The 21,188-nt window shown below is 57.2% G+C and carries 21 protein-coding genes; 7 read left to right on the top strand and 14 right to left on the bottom strand.

The window, feature by feature from the left end:
- Positions 1-50: 50 nt before the first annotated feature.
- The 3 genes from D6851_RS14945 to D6851_RS14935 all read right to left on the bottom strand — a co-directional run bounded on the left by D6851_RS14945 (position 51) and on the right by D6851_RS14935 (position 2,975).
- On the bottom strand, positions 51-851 hold the full coding sequence (locus D6851_RS14945) for a response regulator (RefSeq protein WP_120325714.1): 801 nt from the start codon (positions 849-851) through the stop codon (positions 51-53).
- Positions 852-1,261: 410 nt separating this feature from the next.
- On the bottom strand, positions 1,262-1,693 hold the full coding sequence (locus tag D6851_RS14940; RefSeq protein WP_120325713.1) for a response regulator: 432 nt from the start codon (positions 1,691-1,693) through the stop codon (positions 1,262-1,264).
- A 130-nt stretch (positions 1,694-1,823) separates the two neighbouring features.
- On the bottom strand, positions 1,824-2,975 hold the full coding sequence (locus tag D6851_RS14935; RefSeq protein WP_120325712.1) for an N-acetyltransferase: 1,152 nt from the start codon (positions 2,973-2,975) through the stop codon (positions 1,824-1,826).
- A gap of 284 nt (positions 2,976-3,259) precedes the next feature.
- On the opposite strand from D6851_RS14935, the gene D6851_RS14930 reads away from it, so the two are divergent.
- On the top strand, positions 3,260-3,562 hold the full coding sequence (locus D6851_RS14930) for a hypothetical protein (RefSeq protein WP_238474134.1): 303 nt from the start codon (positions 3,260-3,262) through the stop codon (positions 3,560-3,562).
- A gap of 101 nt (positions 3,563-3,663) precedes the next feature.
- On the opposite strand, the gene D6851_RS14925 is transcribed toward D6851_RS14930, so the two are convergent.
- From D6851_RS14925 to D6851_RS14895, 7 genes are all read right to left on the bottom strand, one after another.
- On the bottom strand, positions 3,664-3,948 hold the full coding sequence (locus D6851_RS14925) for a hypothetical protein (protein WP_120325710.1): 285 nt from the start codon (positions 3,946-3,948) through the stop codon (positions 3,664-3,666).
- A gap of 93 nt (positions 3,949-4,041) precedes the next feature.
- Complete coding sequence (locus D6851_RS14920) at positions 4,042-4,278, bottom strand: nitrite reductase (protein WP_120325709.1); 237 nt, start codon at positions 4,276-4,278, stop codon at positions 4,042-4,044.
- Positions 4,279-4,340: 62 nt separating this feature from the next.
- Complete coding sequence (gene lptG, locus D6851_RS14915; protein ID WP_120325708.1) at positions 4,341-5,441, bottom strand: LPS export ABC transporter permease LptG; 1,101 nt, start codon at positions 5,439-5,441, stop codon at positions 4,341-4,343.
- Positions 5,431-6,663 carry an LptF/LptG family permease gene (locus D6851_RS14910; RefSeq protein ID WP_120325707.1) on the bottom strand — a complete coding sequence of 411 codons (1,233 nt, stop codon included), beginning with the start codon at positions 6,661-6,663 and terminating at the stop codon, positions 5,431-5,433. The genes lptG and D6851_RS14910 overlap by 11 nt, the downstream gene beginning before the upstream one ends.
- A gap of 103 nt (positions 6,664-6,766) precedes the next feature.
- Positions 6,767-7,159 (bottom strand): ATP-dependent Clp protease adapter ClpS, encoded by a 393-nt coding sequence (clpS, locus tag D6851_RS14905; protein ID WP_238474133.1) that lies wholly within the window; start codon positions 7,157-7,159, stop codon positions 6,767-6,769.
- Between the two features lie 297 nt (positions 7,160-7,456).
- Positions 7,457-8,314: a phasin family protein gene (locus D6851_RS14900; protein WP_120325706.1), complete on the bottom strand. Its 858-nt coding sequence runs from the start codon at positions 8,312-8,314 to the stop codon at positions 7,457-7,459.
- Between the two features lie 172 nt (positions 8,315-8,486).
- Entirely contained in the window at positions 8,487-10,394 is a 1,908-nt protein-coding gene (locus D6851_RS14895; protein WP_238474132.1) for a PHA/PHB synthase family protein, read from the bottom strand.
- Positions 10,395-10,550: 156 nt separating this feature from the next.
- Here D6851_RS14895 and D6851_RS14890 point away from each other — a divergent pair, with 156 nt between their 5' ends.
- Together D6851_RS14890 and D6851_RS14885 are read left to right on the top strand one after the other, a co-directional pair.
- Positions 10,551-11,750 (top strand): LL-diaminopimelate aminotransferase, encoded by a 1,200-nt coding sequence (locus D6851_RS14890; RefSeq protein WP_120325704.1) that lies wholly within the window; start codon positions 10,551-10,553, stop codon positions 11,748-11,750.
- A 120-nt stretch (positions 11,751-11,870) separates the two neighbouring features.
- Positions 11,871-13,301 carry an MFS transporter gene (locus tag D6851_RS14885; RefSeq protein ID WP_183030123.1) on the top strand — a complete coding sequence of 477 codons (1,431 nt, stop codon included), beginning with the start codon at positions 11,871-11,873 and terminating at the stop codon, positions 13,299-13,301.
- A 6-nt stretch (positions 13,302-13,307) separates the two neighbouring features.
- Here the strand turns inward: D6851_RS14885 and D6851_RS14880 are convergent, their stop codons facing one another.
- From D6851_RS14880 to D6851_RS14870, 3 genes are all read right to left on the bottom strand, one after another.
- On the bottom strand, positions 13,308-13,931 hold the full coding sequence (locus D6851_RS14880) for a glutathione S-transferase (RefSeq protein ID WP_120325702.1): 624 nt from the start codon (positions 13,929-13,931) through the stop codon (positions 13,308-13,310).
- The gene (gene trhO / locus D6851_RS14875) at positions 13,924-14,892 is read right to left on the bottom strand and encodes an oxygen-dependent tRNA uridine(34) hydroxylase TrhO (RefSeq protein ID WP_120325701.1); all 969 of its coding nucleotides are present in this window, start codon (positions 14,890-14,892) and stop codon (positions 13,924-13,926) included. Before trhO ends, D6851_RS14880 begins: the two co-directional genes overlap by 8 nt.
- A gap of 157 nt (positions 14,893-15,049) precedes the next feature.
- Positions 15,050-16,081: a zinc-dependent alcohol dehydrogenase family protein gene (locus tag D6851_RS14870; RefSeq protein ID WP_120325700.1), complete on the bottom strand. Its 1,032-nt coding sequence runs from the start codon at positions 16,079-16,081 to the stop codon at positions 15,050-15,052.
- A 264-nt stretch (positions 16,082-16,345) separates the two neighbouring features.
- Between D6851_RS14870 and D6851_RS14865 the strand changes: the two genes are divergently transcribed.
- Positions 16,346-17,341 carry an HNH endonuclease gene (locus tag D6851_RS14865; RefSeq protein ID WP_238474131.1) on the top strand — a complete coding sequence of 332 codons (996 nt, stop codon included), beginning with the start codon at positions 16,346-16,348 and terminating at the stop codon, positions 17,339-17,341.
- 185 nt (positions 17,342-17,526) lie between these two features.
- Here D6851_RS14865 and D6851_RS14860 read toward each other — a convergent pair whose 3' ends face one another.
- On the bottom strand, positions 17,527-18,438 hold the full coding sequence (locus tag D6851_RS14860) for an SMP-30/gluconolactonase/LRE family protein (RefSeq protein WP_120325698.1): 912 nt from the start codon (positions 18,436-18,438) through the stop codon (positions 17,527-17,529).
- 687 nt (positions 18,439-19,125) lie between these two features.
- On the opposite strand from D6851_RS14860, the gene D6851_RS14850 reads away from it, so the two are divergent.
- The 3 genes from D6851_RS14850 to D6851_RS14840 all read left to right on the top strand — a co-directional run bounded on the left by D6851_RS14850 (position 19,126) and on the right by D6851_RS14840 (position 21,042).
- Entirely contained in the window at positions 19,126-19,902 is a 777-nt protein-coding gene (locus tag D6851_RS14850) for an SDR family oxidoreductase (RefSeq protein WP_120325696.1), read from the top strand.
- Between the two features lie 8 nt (positions 19,903-19,910).
- Positions 19,911-20,693 carry an SDR family NAD(P)-dependent oxidoreductase gene (locus D6851_RS14845; RefSeq protein WP_120325695.1) on the top strand — a complete coding sequence of 261 codons (783 nt, stop codon included), beginning with the start codon at positions 19,911-19,913 and terminating at the stop codon, positions 20,691-20,693.
- Between the two features lie 136 nt (positions 20,694-20,829).
- A complete protein-coding gene (locus D6851_RS14840) occupies positions 20,830-21,042 on the top strand; it encodes a hypothetical protein (protein ID WP_120325694.1) in 213 nt (70 codons plus the stop codon).
- Positions 21,043-21,188 lie beyond the last annotated feature (146 nt).

The raw sequence follows: 21,188 nt of genomic DNA, 5'->3' as shown, positions 1-21,188 counted from the left end.
ATGGCCGCAGGCGAAGCGCTTGCGGCCATTTTTGTTTGCTGCCTGCTTGTTTAATCGAGTGGACGGCTTGATCCGAAGAACAAGGCCTGACTGATCGCGGCGCGCACCGTATCTTCCTGAAAAGGTTTGGTAACCAGATAGGTTGGCTCTGGGCGATCACCGGTCAGGAGGCGCTCGGGATAAGCGGTGATGAAGATTACAGGGACCGATCCGATGGCGAGAATATCATCGACTGCATCGAGGCCTGACGATCCGTCGGCGAGCTGAATATCGGCAAGCACCAGACCGGGCGTATTGTTGGCCACGATTTCCTGTGCCTGTGTACGGGTGGCAGCTGTGCCGCAAATATCATGGCCCAGCGAGCGGACCAGATCTTCGAGCTGCATGGAAATTAGCGGTTCATCCTCGATGATGAGGACGTTGGTGGCGCTTTCGCGATCGATTTCCGCAACGGCTTCCTGCACCAGACTGGTGACTTCATCCTTCTCCAGACTCATGATCTGGGCGGTTTCCGCGGGAGAGAAGTCTTCCACCGTGGTCAGCAAAAGTGCCTGACGGTTGAGCGGTGTGATCCGGCGCAACTGACCCTGTGCGGCGGCTTCATGCGCTGCGGTGGGGAGTGGCTGATCGTCATCGCCGACTTCGAGGTAAGCGCTTGACCAGATCTTGTTGAAAGCGCGGTAAAGCGGCACCCGGCCGCCTTTCAGTGAATTGGCCAGTTCCTCGTCGACAAGAGCGGCTTCCAGCGTTGCCTGAACAAAAGCATCGCCAGTGGACTGAGATCCCGTCAGTGCCCGGGCGTAGCGACGGAGGAATGGGAGATGTGCGGCAACTGCTGCCCCTAATGACATATTATACCTTCCCGATAATTTCGGCGCGCATAAAACGCTTGTGGAGACAAGGAGTTCCTGCCCCGGGTCATTTCCATGGCCGACGTTTACACGCCGCGCCCCTCGGCCATTATCTAGGAAGTATCAGACGGAAAAAAAGGCATAAAATGTCTCGCAAGGGCGGAACCGATCATTCTGCCAGTCATTATCGCTATATCACCGCCGAGCCCCCTCCCGTCCAAAACGGCTGGTGATACGATCCCGAAAGGCCTCTGTTCTGAATTATCAGAGCAGAGGCCTTTTTTTATCAAATTACAATCACTTATTGAAATTTTGAGCGCGTCGCAGGCGCATAGGACAACGGGGCCTGAACGGCACCGAACAGGGCCAGAAAGCGGGCAAAGAGGGCCAGACAAATTGTAAGAGGTGGTTCAGCCGATCGAGGCGCGCAGCCGTGAAAACAGGCCGACCGGTCTGGCAGGGGAAAGCAGGCTAATAAGATCGGCCGGATCGTATGGCTTGGGAAGGATCGTGCCGAGCCCGGCAATTTCGGGAGGAATGACATCGGGTGCGCCGGTCGAAAAAATGATTTTCGGGCGACGCGGCCCCAGCTGATCGACCAGTTCGGCCAGCGCCCAGCCATCATTGCGGTCCGCAAGGTGAATATCGAGCACAATGGCATCGGGCCGGGCTTTTTCGAGCGCGGTCATGGTGCAGGCGAGCGAAGAGCAGATCGCCACATCGCTCGCGCCGTTTTCAAGCAGAGCCGCTTCCAGATCGAGCGCCAGAACGGCATCATCCTCGACCACCAGAATACGCCCCAGATCAGGCCCGGATTTTGCCTTTTTGCCTTTATGCTTCATGGGCGTGCCCTGATCCTGAACCTCTTGAGAACTCAGGAAAATAACGTAGGAAAACGCCGGAAAGTTCCCGGAGGACGGCCAGGGCTGCAAGAGATAGACGTGTTACGGCCGGGTGGCCGGGTAAACCGCCTCAAAGATCCTTCGAATAAATCCGGTATTCGCGATTGATTTTGCTGTCGATAGCATCGGCAATGGCGATCATTCCCTGATTATCATCGAGAATCCAGCCGATTTCACCGCGCGTCGCGCCATAGCGGCTCACCGAATTGCGACGGATATATTCGATCATCATGAAAGCGAGCTGGCTGGCCATGCGACTGTTCTGGAGACGCTGGACCACGCCCATCAGCGGCACGCGCATGGTTTTGACCTGCGGATTTTTGAGCCAGCGCAGCATGGTCAGCCAGCCGAAGGGAAACAGCTTGCCGTTAATCTTCTTAATCGGTTCATTGGCATCGGGCAGGGTAATCATGAAGGCGGCGGGCTCTCCATCCAGTTCGGCAATCATGATGAGATCTTCGCGCACCAGCGGCTTGAGCTTCTTGCCGATATGTTCCTTTTCTTTTTCGGTGAACGGCACGAAGCCCCAGTTTTTCGACCAGGCTTCGTTCAGAATATCGATGATGATCTGCGCTTCGCGGTCGAAATGAGCAATTTCTACCTGCCGGACATTGATCCTCTTATTGCGTTCGCCCGAAGCGATGACCCGCTGAATCAGCGGCGGAAATTCTTCGGTAATATCGAGATCATAAGTGACCAGCGATTTGGCCTTTTCATAGCCGTCACGCTCGATCCATGCCTGATATTTGGGATCGTGATGGCCCATCATCACGGTCGGCGGATGATCGTGCCCTTTCACGAGCAGGCCCGGCTCCTCCCAGATCGACAGGCTGATAGGGGCCAGCACGCGCGTCATGCCCTGTTCGCGCAGCCATTTTTCGGCCCGTGCAATCAGCGCTTTGGCCGTCGCTTCGTCTTCGGCATCGAGCAGGCCCCAATTGCCGGTGCCCGGTCCCATGCCCTGTTCGGATGGCTGCGTGAGAGCCAGTTCATCGATATGGGCAGAGATGCGCCCTGTCACGCGCCCGTCTTTGCGGGCGAGGAACAATTGCATTCGGGCATGGTCGTGAAACGGGTTTTTGCCCGGCGTCAGCAGTTCGACCATTTCGGCTTTGAGCGGCGGCACCCAGTTGGGATCATTCGCATTCAGCCTGTATCCGCAGTCTATAAAGCTCTTGAAATCGCGCTTTGCGGTTACCGGAGTAACGGTCACTTCACCCATTCGAAACGTCCTGTTGACGGCAGCTGGAGCGAAGCCGTGCTGCCTGTAATCCATCAATCATCGGCATACCGGCGAGATCCGGCATGTTGCGGGCATGGTTATCCGACCTTGCCCGATTGTGCTATAGTAACTGGACATCAAATGGCCGTTGGCGATAATCTCACCGTCTGACCTGTCGCGATAAGCGGGCGGAGCGGAATGGGAACCGCGCCTGTTGCTGGTTTCATCAGCCAGAGGCGGCTATAGGGTGAGATGGTATAAAATAGAGAGAGGGTTGGTTGAAAGTGACGATCGAAAAATCAAATCAGCATTACGAATTGAAAGATGTCGGCCTTCGTGCGCAGGCTACCGCGGCCGGGCTGGTTCAGCTTTGCAAGGAATTGCACGGTGCCGGGGTGCTCGACGAAGCTGCGCTTGATCGTATCAAGGCCTCGATTGCCGATGAAATCGCGCTGACCTGTCCGCGGTCCATCCGCCGGGATAAATTCCGCAACGATGTTTGCGACAGGCTGGATTCCTTGTTTTCAGGGGAACTGAAAGTCGGGACCCACGCAGGGCTGGAATACGAAACTGCCGGCGCCGACTGAGAGGCCGACCGGGCCAGGAGCGTCTATAACAGAAATGGGGAGCGCAGCCTGCGGGAAGCGCCCCCCCCGATCCTTACCTTAAACATAGGTGATCGACTGGCTCAGTCGGTTTTAACGCTGGCCGAGACGTCACCGTCATGATCCAGCGAGACTTTATTGCCATCGTCCCGGATTGTGGCCGACACACCGTTTTCATCGATAGTAATCCGGTCTTCATTGTCCTGATCGACAGCGGAATCGCTGCTCATCGGCACGCGATCGGCGGAAGTGTCGTCAGAAGCGGTCTGTTCGCTTTCGCTTTGAGTGCCCGGCGCTTCGGCTTCCGAACAGGCGGCCAGAACAAGCAGGCCGGAAGCGGCGAGCAGAATAGAGTGCTTTTTCATCATCCGTTCCTTTCATTCCTTCACAGGGGCAAAAAGGGCGCATGAAGCCGTTCTCCATGCGCCCTTTTTTGAATTTCATATACGCGGAAGCGCGGATCAGGTGGTTTCTTCTTCCGGTGTCGCTTCATCCATCGGGGCCGCATCGTCGGTGGATGTCGTTTCATCCATCATCGGATCTTCGCCCATGGGATCGGTCGCCATCGTGTCATCGGTCATGGTCGAATCTTCGGTCATCATGGCGTCGTCAGAAGTGGCTTCCTGCGGTTCTCCACCGCAAGCGGCGAGGGCCAGCAGCGTAGCGCCCGACAGGGCGGGAAGAATGATACGTTTCATGGTCGTCTCCTTTGCGGTCATTTACTCACGACGTCCGGAGCCTTGCATGGTTCCCGCAAAAATCACTCTTCAGTCCGTATAAGCACCGTTTCACCGACAAGCAGGAACAAAAAGAAGGGCAGCCACGCGGCCAGAAAAGGAGGGTATCCACCAAAACTGCCCATGGCGAGCGCGGCATTATCCACCACGAAATAGGCAAATCCCAAAGCCATGCCGATCACTGCGCGAACGAAAAGCTGGCCCGAGCGGGCAAGGCCGAAACCGGCCACGGCACCCAGCAGCGGCATCAGTACGGCGGAAAGCGGGCCGGAAATCTTGTGCCACCATTTGCCTTCCAGCTCCGCCGTGGGGCGATTGGCATCGCGCAAAGAAGCGATCGAGGCGGATAATTGCGGCAGCGGCTGGGAATCGGGATCGACCGAACTGATTTCGACCTGCCGCGGCGTCAGCCCCCGTGCGATCAGCAGATCTTCGCCCAGACTGCGTGTATCGGCGGTCTGAACATCGAAAAGCGTCGGGCTTTTGAGGCGCCAGCCGGGATTGGCGTAATGTGCATCCTCGCTGCGCAATTCGCGGGTAATCATCCCCCGCTCGTCACGCTGATAGTAGGTCACGCCACTCATCACGATATTGTCGCCAGATCCGCTGACCACGGCGGCATAGAGAATATCGCCGCCATCGTTCAGATAGACATTGCTGCGTACTGCGCTTTCGGTGGGAACGGGGCCGTAATCGGCTGCGCTCCAGGCTTTGAGCGTGGCGGTGGAGCGCGTCACGATCCGTTCGTTAAAAGTGAAAGACAATCCTGCAATCACCGCTGCGGTTATCAGCAGCGGGGCAAGAATCTGATGCGCCGACATGCCCGCCGATTTCATCGCGATGACTTCGCTGTTCTGATTGAGCGTCGCCAGGGTGATGATCGTCGCCAGCAGCACCGAATAGGGCAGGAAACGGGCGATAAGCTGCGGCACGCGCAGGGTTACATAGGTCCAGAGCTGCGCTTCGCTATTGCCCGGATAGGCCAGAATATCGGCGCTTTCGGTCAGCAGGTCGAGCATTTGCAAAATCGCGACCAGCATGATGAGCACGGCGAAGATGCGCAGGAAAAAAGTTTTGGCGAGATAGATCGTCAGGGTTCGCGAAGGGAAGAAATCAAACAGCATTGTCTTCCTCCTCTTTCGGCGGATGTTCGATCCGGCGCTGATGCTGGCGCAGCAGCTTCCGCATCCATTTGGCGAATTTGGCGAAGACCGATTCCAGCGCGCCGATGGCCTGTCCGCCGGGGACATAGGCGACCCGGTAATACATCCAGCCGATCAGCAGCGAAAAGATGACGAAAGGCCCCCACAGACCCAGCCAGGGATCCACCCGGCCCAGAACGGCGACCGACTGACCGTATTGATTGACCTTGTGATAGGCGACCACCATCACGATGGAGACGAAGACGCCCAGCGCCGATGTCGATCGCTTGGGCGGAATGGCGAGAGCCACGCCCAGCAGCGGCATCATCAGCATCATCACCACTTCCACCATGCGATAGTTGAAATTGGCCAGACTGGCTGTGCGGTCTGCACGCGGGGCTTCCTGGTTCCAGCCGATCTTGAGCAGTTCGGGCAGAATATATTCCCGGTCTCCGCCGCGCTGTCGAAAGCGTTCGATGGCGGGCAGATCGATCGGCAGATCGTGGCGTGTGAAGCTCAGGACGCGCGGGGTCTGGCCGGGCTGGTCCTGAATGATCGTGCCGTCGGCGAGACGCAGGATAATCGTGTTGCGATCCTCGGCATTGGCAAGGAACTGGCCCTCGCGGGCGGAAATGGAGAGGACCTGTCCCTTATCGTTGGCCACGCGGGCGAAAATGCCGACCAGGCGATTGCCGCCATCTTCGCTTTCCTCGATCCGCAGCGCCATCCGGTCTTCCAGCGTGGTGAATTCGCCCACTTTGATCGAGGCGCCCAGTGCGCCCGAGCGCAGATCATATTCGAGCCGTTCATAGGAGTAGCGTGCGATGGGCTGGAGATAGCCGACAATCGCGAAATTGAGCGCCACCATACCCAGCGTGATGAGATAGGGCACGCGCAGCAGACGCGTATAGCTCCAGCCGACCGCGCGCATCACATCCAGCTCGCTCGATGTGGCGAGGCGGCGGAAGGCGAGCAGGATACCCAGCAACAGACCCAGCGGAATGGCCAGGCTGGCATATTCGGGAATCATGTTCAGCAACATGCGGAAGACGACGCCGACCGGGCCGCCTTCATTGGACACCACTTCGAACAGCCGCAGCATCTTGTCGAGCATCAGCAGCGATGCGGCGATGACGAACACGCCCAGCATCGGCATCAGGACGAGCCGGAAAATGTAGCGGTCTGTTGCGGTGATAAAGGGCAAGTGTCAGGCCGTCTGCACGTTGGAATTCAAAAGCGAAACTGGCCTATAGCGACACTTGACGGGCGCGTCATGGCGTTTGTGACGCAGCCGCTGCAAAGCCGTGTCAGGCCTTTTCCAATGTGCACTGGAGCGGGTGCTGGTTTTCCCGCGCGAAATCCATCACCTGATTCACCTTGGTCTCGGCGATTTCGTAAGGAAAAACACCGCATACACCGACCCCGCGCTGATGGACATGAAGCATGACCCGTGTCGCCTGTTCGAGATCCATCCGGAAAAAGCGCTTGAGGACCATCACGACGAATTCCATCGGCGTGTAATCGTCATTGAGCAGCAGCACCTTGTACTGGCTCGGCTTTTTGGGTTTGGCACGGGCTTTGGTGGCAAGGCCGATCTGGCTGTCGCCATCCTGCTCGCCCGGATCGTCTCCCTGTTCGTCATCGGCTATGACGGGCAGCGTCCGGAAAGGGGCCTGATATGGATCGGTAAACCGGTTCATGCTGCCTGAATATCGTATCGAATGCGGTGCCTGCAAGATGTCGGTGGCATCAAAATGGCCATTTATCGCAGATGGCTGGCATTTTGGCATAGTGCGAGCGGGATATAAGGCCGGAAAAGGCGCGGGCAGGGGGGCTTGCTGGCGTGCCGCTCTCCCTTCGTCCCTTCGCGCAAAACAGAAGCGGGCCGGACAGTCTTGCAACTATCCGGCCCGCTCGCTCGCTTGCCGGGAGGGAGAGGGTGAGCTCCCGGCAGCACTATATATGGTGACAGATCATCCGATCCGTCAGGACGCGATTCAGGCGACCTTCGAAAGCTTTTCGCTGGCAACGCTCATGCGGCCGGAAAGCGGCGCGAAAGCGTCATTGGCGAGCTTCATCATGCTTTCGGTGTTCTTCGAACCGTAAGCCATCATCGAATCGAAATTGCGGCGCATCAGCTTGCCCTGGAGCTGGAACAGCTCGGTCGGGCACTTGATGGCGGCCATTTCCTTCATGTCGCTGGTGGCGGTGTCATAGGCCGACTTGCAGTCTTCGACGCAGGTCTTGCCCATTTCCTGCAAACCGCTGGACAGGATCTTGCCCGATTCGACCATGGCTTCGACATTGCCCTTGGTGAAATCGGTCATTTCGCCCATCAGTTCATTGCCTTTTTCATAGGCGGCACCTGCGCGAGACTGCATTTCGTTCATTGCCTCGCTCATGGTTTCGTTAAGATCGGTTTTTTTGGCAGTAGCCATAATCTGTTCCTTCAACTCGCTGATCGTCTTTTGAGGTGCGGCCTCCGTCTTCGAAGACTGGGCTGCGGTGGGAGCGACCTTCGCACTCTTCTTTCCTTGGGCAGCAGACCTGGTTTTCGCCGGGCTTGCTTTCTTCCGGGCGGCCGGTTTCTTATCGGCCGCTTTCACAGCGGTCTTCTTCGGTGTCGGCTTGGCCCTGGCCGTGGTGGCATTCTCGCTCACGGAGGTGGCGGCAGGTGCCGGCTTCTCAACCTCAGTCGGTTTGGGAGCAACCGGTGTCGGCCTGGGAGCAGCCGGAGCAGCTGCTTTGGGCGTCTCCGAGACCGCAGCTTTGCTCTCTTCCTTCCTTGGAGGGGAAGGAGCCGCAGCTTCGGGTTTCTCAGCACTCTGAATGGCTTTGTCCTTCGACTCGTCCATAATTCCTCACTTCCTGCAACAGCGGTTCCCGCAACCACCATTGCTGCGATGCAAAATATGGTTTCAATTGAGTCGAGTCAAGGATTTTGTTGCAGCGCAACATTATCTTGCGATGCTACCTAATTTTTCGCGCTAAACCGGGATCGTCAGCTTTTCTGCCGAAAATAGCGGCTTAGCGCATCTGGACATAACGGCCGGGAGCATCTTCGATCGCTTTGTCACCTCTGCCGCCGGGCTTGCGTTTGCCCCTGGCCGGGACCGTTTCGGGGGCCAGTTCGGTGAGCCATTCGATCCAGTCGGGCCACCAGCTCCCGGCTGTTTCCGTCGCCTTCTTCCGGAAATCGTCCAGTGTCGCGGCAGGTTCGGAGCTGGTCCAATATTGATATTTATTGACCGAAGGCGGGTTGATGACACCGGCGATATGTCCGCTCCCCGCCAGCACGAACCGCACCGGGCCGGACAGATGCGTGGTCATACGGAAGACGCTTTGCGGCGGAGCGATATGATCCTCGATCCCGGCCTGAATATAGCAGGGAGTCTTGATTCGGGTGAGATCGATCGGCGTATTCGCGCCGCTCAGGGCGTCGGGCTTCACCAGCAAATTGTCGCGATAGAGATCGCGCAGATAGGCTTCATGCCATTTGGCGGGCAGATTGGTGACATCGCTGTTCCAGAACAGCAGGTCGAAAGCCGGATAATCCTCCCCCATCAGATAGTGATTGACGACATAGTTCCAGATCAGATCGGCTCCGCGCAGCAGATTGAAAGTCGCGGCCATATAGCGCCCGTCGAGATAACCTTTGCTGCTGGCCTGCCGGACCATTTCGAGCTGGGCATCGTCGATAAAGACTTTCAGATCGCCCGCATTTTCGAAATCGACCTGAGCGGTGAAAAATGTGGCGCTGGCAACCTTGTCGCTTGCCCCGCGCGCCGCCAGCACGGCGAGGGTGGCTGCGAGTGTGGTTCCGGCCACACAATAGCCCGCCGTGTGAACTGAAGGCACATCCAGCCGTTCACGCACCAGATCGATCACATCGAGCTGGGCCTGAATATAATCGTCCCAGCCCACTTCGGCATGGCTTTCATCGGCTGAGCGCCAGCTCACCATAAAGACGGTGAGCCCCTGTTCCACAGCCCAGCGAACGAAACTCTTTTTCGGGTTGAGGTCGAGAATATAGAAGCGATTGATCCAGGGCGGGAAAATCACCAGCGGGGTCGAGAGCACTTTATCGGTCGTCGGCGAATATTGGATCACCTGATACAGGTCGGTTTCGTGAACGACCTTGCCGGGCGTCGCAGCGACATTCTTTCCCAGTTCGAACTGGCTGCGATCCGTATGGGTGAGCTGCCCTTTTTCGAGATCGATTGCGAGCCGTTCCATACCCTTTACGAGATTGGCGCCGCGGGTTTCGATCGTACGTTCGAGCACGGCAGGGTTGACCAGCGGATAATTGGCCGGGCTCATCGCATCGAGCACGCAGCGGGTGGCAAAGCGTAACTGATCGCGCTCCTGTGGTGCTATGCCGTCGACATCATCGACCATTTCCTGCACCCGCTCGGCGAGCAGCAGGTAGGTCTGGTGCAGCAGAGCGAAGGCGGGATGTTCGCTCCAGGCCGGATCGGTGAAGCGCCGGTCCTTGCGCGGAAATTCGGGTTCCAGCGTGGTGGCATGGCTGCCATGAGGTCCAAGGCCGTACTGGTCGAGAATATTCTCCCACAGAACGATGCCTTCTTCCCATAATTTCTGCTGCCGGGCGGGATCGACCACCGGGAACTGATCGTACCAGACCTTCATCAGTTTCATCCATTCGGACGGATCGGCAAAGAAGGGAATCGGGCTCAGTGGAACGGCTTGCCGGCGGTTGAATTCGAGCCACATCTGCTGAATCTTTGCAGTCGCTTCGCTCCATTCGGACAGGCTGTCCTCATCGGTGAGCGAAGAGAGCATTTCAGGCAGGATCGTATCCAGCAATTGGCGCGCAGCTTCGCTTTGCAAACGCAGCATCTCGGTGAACAGTTGAGCAGCTTTCCCGGGAAAATCGAGTGAGCTGTCTGACGGAATGGAATCGTTCTTGCTCATCGAAACAAGCATACGTTCTTTTACGACAATTGTGAGTAGGGTTTTCGAAAAAAGTCGTCATATGAAAAGGGCCGCATTGCGTGAATCTTGCCTTTCCGTCACAATTGTCTGTGGCGTAGCAATCAGGCTGCGTCATTTCAGGAATAGTTAGAGGTCATGGAAGAAGAGTTTTACCGCATTAAGCGCCTGCCGCCTTATGTCATCGCTGAAGTCAATGCGATGCGTCACGCGGCCCGCGTGGAAGGGCGGGACATCATCGACCTTGGCATGGGCAATCCGGATCTTCCCCCGCCCCCACATGTGATTGACAAATTGTGCGAAGTGGCTCGCAAGCCCGACGCGCATGGCTACTCGCAGTCCAAGGGCATTCCCGGATTGCGCCGAGCCCAGGCGAATTATTACGAACGCCGTTTCGGGGTGGATCTCGATCCCGAAACCGAAGTGGTCGTCACATTGGGATCGAAAGAAGGGCTGGCCACGCTGGCAAGCGCGATCACCGCGCCCGGCGATACGATTCTGGCGCCCAATCCCAGCTATCCGATTCACACTTTCGGTTTCATCATTGCCGGGGCGTCTATCCGCTCGGTCCCCACGACGCCCGATGAGCAATATTGGGATGCGCTGGAAAAGGCGATGCGCTTTACCGTGCCGCGCCCGACCATTCTGATCGTGAATTACCCTTCCAACCCGACAGCGGAAACGGTCGATCTGGCTTTCTATGAAAGGCTTGTCGCCTGGGCGAAGGAAAACAAGGTCTGGATCCTGTCCGATCTGGCCTATTCCGAACTTTATTATGATGGCAATCCGACCCCTTCGATCTTGCAGGTGCCGGGGGCCAAGGACGTTGCGGTCGAATTTACCTCTCTGTCCAAAACCTATTCCATGGCCGGCTGGCGCATGGGTTTCGCGGTCGGCAACAAGAAGCTGATTGCGGCGCTGACACGCGTAAAATCCTATATCGATTATGGCGCATTCACACCGATTCAGGCGGCGGCCTGTGCGGCGCTCAATGGCCCGCAAGAAATCGTCGATACCAATCGCGAACTTTATCACAAAAGGCGCGATGTGATGATCGAGGCATTCGGGCGGGCAGGCTGGGAGATACCCGCCCCCAAGGCATCTATGTTCGCCTGGGCTCCGCTTCCGCCCGAGCTCGTTCATATGGGCAGTCTCGAATTTTCCAAGGAACTGCTCACGCAGGCTGAAGTCGCTGTGGCACCGGGTGTGGGCTATGGCGAGGATGGCGAAGGTTTCGTGCGCATCGCCATGGTCGAAAATGAACAGCGCCTGCGGCAGGCTGCACGTAACGTGAAACGCTATCTCCAGAGTAAAGGCGTCAATCGCGTTGCTGCCTGAACGGCTGGATGCGACGTTTCAAGGGGGGCGGCCTTTCGGGGCCGCCCTTTCTTTTGAGGCAGTATGATAAAACGATAGCAAGCTAGCATTCTTCTGCTATAAGGGATGCGGGAGAATGACATGTCTGAAGACACTTGCGACAGCCGGATTCCATCCGGCCGGTTCGACGTGGCGGCTTTTCTGGATGCGCTTCACTTCACCCCCTTTCACAAATTGCTGATCGGGCTGTCCTGTCTCGTCACCTTGTTCGACGGGCTGGATTTTTTGCTGATTTCCTACACCGTGCCTTACATTCGGGACGAAATGGGTCTGGCGGATTCGATGATCGGGATGGTCATCTCGGCCGGAGTTGCGGGGCAGATGATCGGGGCGCTGGGCTGTTCCTTCATTGCCGACCGGATCGGGCGCAAGCCGGTCATCGCCATATGCACTTTCTTTTGTGCCATTCTCACATTCCTCACCGGTTTTGCCACCAGTGCCGAAGCGCTGATGATTATCCGCTTTTTTGGCGGGTTGATGATTGGCGGGCTGCTGCCGGTTGCCTGGGCGCTCAATATCGAAGCGATGCCACCGGGCCGCCGGGCAACCGCCGTGGCCGTTATCATGTTCGGTTTCAGCCTCGGCGGATCGCTGGCCGGGCCGGTGACCAATCTGCTGGCGCCCGATTATGGCTGGCATATGGTCTATTTCGCATCCGGGGTGGCGACGCTGATCGTTTCGCTGATCCTGATTGCCGCCTTGCCCGAATCGGTGCGTTTTCTTGTAACGCGCGGGGCACACAGGGCGCGTGTCGAAAAGGCGCTGCGGCGCTTTGCCCCGACTTTCGACGGATCGCAGGTGGAGCGATATGTCCTGGGCGATGAACGGACCGAAGCGGGAAGTCGCTCGCTGGCCGCCATATTCCGCGAATTGTTTCGCGGGCCGCTGGCCGTTATGACGCCGCTGATCTGGGCGGCCTACTTCGCCAGTTCCATCGCCATTTTTCTCAAAAGCAGCCTTGGCGCGGTGTTTCTCGAAGAACTGGGCATTGCGCGCCAGAGCGCTGCCTGGATCGGCGCAGTCGGGGGCCTTTCAGGCGCGATCGCCGGTGTGCTGCTGCTGCGCTTTACCGAAAGCAAGGGGCCGAAATGGATTGCCATTTTTCCGGCGCTTGCCATTCCCTTTCTGCTCGCCGTCGGTCTGGGGCTGGATAGCGGGCCGCTCTTTATACCGGTCATCCTGATCGGCTCTATCCTTGTCGGCGGTGGCCATGCCTCGGTCATTTCGATTGCGAGCATCTATTATCCGAGCGCCATCCGTTCCAGTGCCGGGGGCTGGGCCAGCTTCATTGCCAAGATCGGTGCGACGCTGGCACCGATGATCGGTTCGCTGTTTCTCTCCAGCAGCGCGAATGTCTTGCGTGCCTATATTCTGTCCGCCGGCTGTATGGTCGGCATTGTCCTGTGCATCCTGGGGCTGGCCCATTTCGCCAGACGGTTGAAACCGGGCGATGTGCCCGCTGCCGAAGCGAACAGGGCGGAAGATCCTGAGGCAGAAGCCGTTGCGGCCTGACCGCGTTCAGAACAGCGCTTCGCCCGGTGTACCGGGCTGCCATTGCGCGCGTTTGACCATCACACTTGCGAACAGCTCAGATTGCAGAAACGCATCCAGCCAGGCTTGCAGGCGGGGCAGCGGCTGAGCATTGAACCATTCCCGGTCGGTCGCCGCGAATTGCCGGATAAAGGGGCGGATCGCCATATCGGTAAGTGTTTCTTTTTTACCGCACAGATAGGGTTGCGCAGCCAGCCGCTCTTCGAGCTGTTGCAGGATGGCGAGCGCGGCGCGGCGATGTTCGATCGGATCGCTATTATGCCGGGTTTCATATTTGTAGCGGTCGAGATGATGTTTGAACGGCCCGTCATTGGCGGTGAGCAATTCGGTATCGTCTCCCTCCAGCCAGCCTTGCGGATCGTTCCGCGCAAGCGCCCAGCGCATGATCTCGATACTCTCATCCACCACCGTTCCATCGCCGAGGATCAAAACCGGGACGGTTCCTTTGGGCGAGGCTTCGAGCATGGCTTCGGGCTTGTCGCGCAGCAGAATTTCGCGGACTTCGCATTGTGTCTCGCTGACATGCAAAGCGAGCCGGGCACGCATGGCATAGGGGCAGCGACGAAAGCTGTAGAGGATCGGTTCAGTCATCGGCCTTATGAGAAAGCTCCTGGTCAGCGGCGGCGGCGATATGGGTCATGCCGCGCTGTTCGGCCAGTTCGGTCTGGCGCTGGCGTTCGGCATAACGCCGGCGCTGCTCATCGGTCCGTTCTTCATGGCAATAGGGGCAGCTTACCCCTTCCTCATAAAGATCGGATTCGCATTCTTCCCGGGTCAGCGGCATGCGGCAGGCGCGGCACAAAGCGTAATCGCCCAGATGGAGCCCGTGTTTCACACTCACTCTTTCATCGAACACGAAACAATCGCCTTCCCATGTGGATCGTTCTTCGGGTACTTGTTCGAGATAAGCGAGAATGCCGCCTTTGAGGTGGTAGACGTCGTCCAGTCCCTGCGCTTTGACATAAGCGGTGGCCTTTTCGCAGCGAATGCCGCCGGTGCAGAACATCGCGATTTTCGGCTGTTTGCCGTCTTTTGCGAATTCCGCGCGGTGCTGCTGGAACCATTCGGGAAATTCGCGGAAGGATTTCGTTTTCGGGTCGATCGCCCCTTTGAAAGTGCCGATAGCCACTTCATAATCGTTGCGCGTATCGATCACAATCGTGTCCGGGTCTTCGATCAGCGCATTCCATTCATCGGGTGCGACATAAGCACCGACACCTTCCACCGGATCGATATCCGGTTCGCCCATAGTGACGATTTCTTTCTTCAGCCGCACCTTCATCCGGTAGAAAGGCATTTCCAGTGCCCGCGATATCTTTACCTCTATCGCCGCGCAGCCGGGCAGGGTGCGGATATAATCGAGCGTCGCCTCGATCCCGGCATCGGAGCCGGCAATCGTTCCGTTAATACCTTCATGGGCCAGCAGCAATGTGCCTTTGACCCCTTGCGCAAGACAGGCATCGAGCAGCGGCTGTTGAAGCGCTGCATGATCGTCAAAGGGCGTAAACTGATAGAGTGCCGCAACACAGATCGGCAGATTCGCCTTGGTCACTTGTCCGAACTTTCCCAAATGTCATGGCCCGTCGGCCCCTAAACGGGCGCCTTTATCAGAAAGCGCGCCCGCCGTCATGCCGCCAGATCACTTCATCGGGTGGCGTGCGCAGAATAGGGAGCAGTCAGCCGGGGTCGCGCAGCGCAGCCTGTTCGGGTTACGGACGAATCAGGACTTTGAGTGACTGGCGTTCATTCATCGCCCGATAGCCCTCGGGCACGCCATCGAGGCCGATCGTGCTGTCGAACACCTTGCCCGGCTGGATTTTGCCGGACATGACATCGGGCAGCAGCTCATCGATATAAGCGCGTGCCGGGGCGGGGCCGCCTGAGACCGTCACATTCCGATAAAACGTATCCTGACCGGGCAATGTGTCGTAATGAGCGACGCCGACACGGCCGACGGCGCCACCCGGGCGAACCACGCCGAGCGCGGTGTTCATCGCCTGCTCGCTGCCCACGCATTCGAGCACCGATTTGACGCCGAAACCGCCTGTCAGTTCATGGACGCGCTCGCTGGCGGCATCACCTCTTTCGCGCACCACATCGGTTGCGCCGAATTCTTGCGCCAGTGCGATGCGATCCTCATGATGGCCCATAATGATAATCTGTTCGGCACCGAGCTTCCTGGCGGCGATCACACCGCACAGGCCGACGGCACCGTCACCCACCACGGCGACTGTATGACCCGGCCCGACCTGTGCGCTGACAGCGGCGTGATAGCCGGTGCCCATCACATCGGAAAGGCTGAGAAGCGATGGCATAAGCGCATCGTCGGGATCGACATTCAGCGGATATAACGTGCCGTCGGCATAAGGAATGCGCAGTGCTTCGGCCTGCGCTCCCGCCGCCTCTCCACCGACACCGAAAGTGCCGCCATGGACGCAGGCCGTTTGCAGGCCTTCATCGCAGAACAAACAGGAGCCGTCGGAGTAGACGAAGGGCATGATAACGAGCTGGCCCGGCCTGATCGTCTGAACCGCGCTGCCAACATCTTCCACAATGCCGATCGCTTCATGGCCCATGGCCTGATGATCGACCGCAGGCCCGTCTTTATAAAACCACAAATCGCTGCCGCAAATGCAGGCGCGGGTAATGCGAATAACCGCGTCGGTCGGATCCTTGATGGCTGCATCGGGGACATTTTCGATGCCGACTTCATGAGGGCCGTACATGATGGTGGCACGCATCTTCAATTCTCCTTCCGGTTGAATGCAATATCGCGCGGCGCCAATAGGCGGGGGGCGAAGAGAGCAGGTGTATATGCGACGTCTGTACCTGCCCCGGTGGTCGGTCGGATGAGACTTAATCCGGTGACCAGACGCAGGCTGCACGCCACCTGTCCCTTCATGGAACCTGTTTAGAGAATATGAGGTTCCGGTAATACCGCCTTATGTGCACATGGCGCGTTGAATAAAACTCAGTGTAATGCCGGGAACTCTTGAAGTGTGTAAATGTTTATGCGGTCTTGTTCTTGTTCTGCACCGCGCAACAAATGGATTTTCTTCCGCGCTTACCCTCGTTACTTCTCTTATATGGGTAAAGGCGTATTCATCCATCGGCCCGATTCTGTTTATAAGGATGTTCCAGCGGAACGATATCAGTTCCCGCCGCAATATTTGCAGCGGGTACGCGCCTGCATCGGGGACTGGATCGTTTATTATGAGCCCAGCAAGATCCGCCAAACGCGCGGATATTTCGCGGTCGCCAAGATAGAACAGGTTGTCCCTGACCCTGAAACGGATGGCATGTATCTCGCCTTGATTGAGCGCGGTAGCTATCTCGATTTTATTAACCCGGTCCCTTTCAACGGTCCTGAAGGGGTGCTTGAACAAGGCGTTCTGAATGAAAGGGGTGTTATTTCAGGCAGGGCACAATCGGCCGTACGATCTTTATCGAATGCGGATTTCAATCGCATCGTCGATCGCGGCCTTGCCGAGCTGGGTGATTTCCTGCCCCGGCTGGATCAACCCGTTTTCGAAGATGATGGACCCGGAAACAGACTTCGGGAGGACCATCAGCCTTTTATCCATGAAGTCGCGCGCGATCGTATGGCCTGTCTGGGCTCGCGCCTTGTGCGTGACCGCCTGTTTCGGCAGCGTGTCGTTATGGCGTATGATGCGCGATGTGCCATCACCGGTCTCAAACTCATCAATGGAGGCGGGCGGGCGGAGGTGGAGGCTGCGCATATCCGCCCTGTGGCCAGTGACGGGCCGGATAGTGTGAATAATGGTATTGCGCTGTCAGGTACTGTCCACTGGATGTTCGATCGTGGTCTGATCGGCTTGCAGAACGATCTGACAATTCTTGTCAGCCGGCAGGCCAACGATCAGGACAGTATCCGCGCCATGCTCAATCCAACCGGACGGGCCATCGTGCCGGTCAAACCGGGAGACCGGCCACATCCCGCCTATCTCACCTGGCACAGGGAACATTGTTACAAACATTAGTCTGAGCGGATGATCTCCTCCGTTTGATGTTAAACCGCGCTTTGCTCTCAGACTTCCGAAGATTATAGCTTTCCAACCGAAATTTAGAGCTGCAAGCACGCCAACATAACCATATTGGCGTGCTTGCAGAAAGTTAGTCGCCTATATCGCTCGCCATTGCGAGCTGGTCTGGGGTGTTATTACTTTCAGTAAAGTCCGTAGTTGAGTTTAAGGCCGGGCTCTTTCCATCGCATACGTATAATTCTGCCACTGGCCGACAGCGTAATATAGGCTGAGCGCATGTCCTCACCGCCAAATGCGATGTTGGTGGTGTATTCGTCCGGCAGGTGGAGATAGTCCATGGTACCGTCCTGGCGGACCGTTGTGATCCCTCCTCGATAGAGTGTGGCCACGCAGACGGCCCCGGAAGCCGTAACGGCAAGGCTGTCGACACCACAGTCTCCGGGGATAGTGGCCATTAATTCACCTGTTTTGGGGCTGCCGGCACGCATGGCGTGGCCTGCCGGTTCGAGCTGGCCGGGCGCTTCGACCGGTATGGACCATAAGCGAGACGTGGTAGTGGACGATGTATAGAGTGTCTTGCCGTCGGGAGCGAGGCCCACGCCATTCAGAGCGACTGCCGGATAACGTCCGCAACTAATCAGCGAACCATCTGCTTTACCATAATACAGGCCGCCATATTCACGATGGCGCGCGAAATCTTTGCCGAGATCGGTGAGCCAGAAACCGCCGTCATCGTCGAAAACAAGATCGTCGGGTGCGGAGAGTGGCTGCCCATCGCAACTGTCGTAGAGACGCTCGAATGTCCCATTTGTCAGATCGACACGTTCCACGCGCCCCTCATTGCCAGGGCCGTCCAGTGCATCCATTGTCGACATATCCATGCCACCCAGATTGGCTACATAGACTGCGCCATCCGGGCCTAAAGCGGCACCGGCCGGGCAGCCACCCAGTTCGGCAATGGTTTCGATTTTTCCGTTGCCCCAGCTGCGCGATAATCTTCCTGCCGCCAGTTCTACGAAGATGACAGAACCATCGGGCATAACCACTGGCCCTTCCGGGAAGTGCAACCCTTCAGCTATTACATCCAGCTCCATATCCTGCTCCTTTTATTGATTAATTTTGGTTCGGTTTCCTGCCTGTGCCGGGGAGTGGTTTTCCCCTGACGCCGGGTGGGAACTCACTGGCGAGGTGTCTGCAGCAGACCTGGGTTGGTTCATTACCAGGGCAATAAAGCTGACAGCCTGTACATGCCGATGCCGGTCAATAACATTCTATATAGAACTATATCGATAATGTCGGTGGTCGGACTGTCAAGAGTGGATAGTTAAGCGGTCAGGTGGCAGCAGTTTTATGAGGTTTTGCTGAAGGAGCATAAGATTATCATCTCCTCATATGTATATCTTATGTCCTACAAAATAAATTTGCAGCTTTCTTGGAGGTGATAATTTTTAGCTGAAAAAGGCAATATATCGAGGAGATGTTCGGTTATTAAATGCATGGCTTGCTTTTTTAATACTCGGATCGTAGGACAAATGGAGAGGAGAAAAGATGCAGAAGCAAATAGGCAGAAGCCGAAAATCGGCTCAACGATGGTATGCGTTCGTGGCGGGTTGGGCCTGCTCAAATGAACGCCTTTCCCAGCTGGAGGCGGAGCGGACGCGCTTCTGCAAAGGCTGTTTCGCAGCCGATCCGCACAGGTCGATTGCGCGGGCAGAAGACCATTGGAAGCTGATCCCGCTGGCCGGTGACGGGCCTTTGCAGAAGCACGAGGTTTTTTCCGCATGAATGGTCGCGTTGCAGGCAAGAAAGTACTGATCACCGGTGCCGGGCAGGGGATCGGTGCAGCTGTCGCTCATCTGCTGGCGCAGGAAGGTGCGCAGGTTTTGATGACCGATGTGAATGATGCTGCTGCGCAGGATCAGGCGGCGGCGATCAATGCCGATCTGGGCAGGGAGGCGGCCCTTTCTTTCCGTCTTGATGTAACCCGGGAGGACGAATGGATTGCCGCATTGCAGTTTGCGCGTCAGGCGATGGGCGGCCTTTCGGTGCTGGTCAACAATGCCGGGGTGGTGCTCAACGGCTCAGTAGAGGATTTCGATCTCGACGAATGGCACAGGGGTATGTCGATCAATGTCGACAGTGTGTTCCTGGGCTGTAAACACGCCATTCCCTTGCTGCGCGAAAATCAGCCGGGCTCGATCGTCAATCTTTCCTCGATCGCCGGTCTGATCGCCTCGGCGGGGTTTGCCAATTACAATGCGTCAAAAGCGGCGGTGTGGCTGCTGTCCAAGTCGGTGGCGCTGCACTGCGCGCGCAAGGGGTGGGATGTGCGCTGCAATTCGGTGCACCCGACTTTCATCCGCACCCCGATCCTGCAGGATTTGGTCGGCGACAAAGAAGAGGCCACCGTCCTGGCCAAGCTGGAAAAGCAGGTTCCGCTGGGGCGCCTGGGCGAAGCGGAAGAAGTGGCGCAGGCCGTTCTCTATCTGGCATCGGACGAAAGCCGTTTCGTGACGGCTTCCGAGCTGAAGATAGATGGCGGCATATCGGCGATGTGAGGGATGGCATGACGCAACCTATGTTTAGCCTCGAAGGAAAAACCTCCATCGTAACGGGGGCTACCCGTGGTATCGGGCGGGCCATTGCAGAAGCCTATGCGGCGGCCGGCGCTAACGTCATGGTATCCTCCCGCAAGCAGGACGCTTGCGATAAAGTCGCCGAGGAGATCAATAGGCGAGGGGCAGGCAGAGCCGTGCCTTTTGCGGCCAATGTCGGTTCGCGCGATGCGGTGGAAGCGCTTGTGACCGAGACGCGCAAGCAGTTAGGGCCGGTTGATGTGCTTGTCTGCAATGCGGCAGCCAATCCCTATTACGGACCGATGGCGGGGATCAGTGATGAGCAGTTTGAAAAGATTCTGCGCACAAATCTGCTGTCCAGTCACTGGCTCACCACTCTGGTAGCGCCTGATATGGAGCATAGGGGTGGGGGGCGTATCGTTCTGATATCCTCCATGGGCGGTTTGCGAGGATCGGCAACGATCGGCGCTTACAACATTTCCAAAGCGGCGGATTTCCAGCTCGCCCGTAATCTGGCTGTGGAATACGGAACCCGGAATATCTGTGTAAATTGTATTGCGCCTGGCCTGATCCGCACGGATTTCTCGCGTGCATTGTGGGAAGACGGGAGCAATCGGAAAAAGGCTCTGGCCGGTGTGCCACTGGGGCGTATCGGTGAACCGGATGACATAGCCGGAGCGGCTGTGTTTCTCGCCTCCAATGCAGGCCAATATATCACCGGGCAGACGATTATCGTCGATGGCGGGATGACCGTCACGGTGCCGGGAATCTGATCAGAAATGACGTGCGGACAAGTTCCCTTTTCCTCCATTCCTGCGGTCTGGCAGCAACACGGAATATGGAACAGCTTCATTAAGAGCAACACTGTCGGGCAAGCATATACAATTCGGTATTCAGGACATCGCTTTCATGACAGATATCATTAACCGTCTCGATTTGACTTTCATGTTGCGGGACTGGCTCCATATCGAAGAGCTGTTCGAGGCAGAGCATTTTTCCGCGCATTCATTCGAAACAACCGAAGCGATGCTCGACATTGCCGAGAAGGTCGGCAGAGAGGTGGACAGCCGCAATAACCATGAGTTTGGTGGCATGATTGGCCGGTTTTCGTCTGCGGCGTGAGCGGTGCCATTTCTGGTGTGGCGGCGGGCTTTCACAGGTCCTTCTTCATCGCTTTTCAGGCTGATGGCTGATTTCAGGCGCAGCTATCCAGTGGCTGCACGCCGTTCGTGGAAGATCAGGCGATCAAAGTTGTAGACCAGATTGGC

The organism is Altericroceibacterium spongiae (assembly GCF_003610805.1).
Lineage (GTDB): Bacteria > Pseudomonadota > Alphaproteobacteria > Sphingomonadales > Sphingomonadaceae > Altericroceibacterium > Altericroceibacterium spongiae.
The sequence above is the reverse complement of the archived record's forward strand: the minus strand, read 5'-3'. Positions and strand labels throughout refer to the sequence as shown.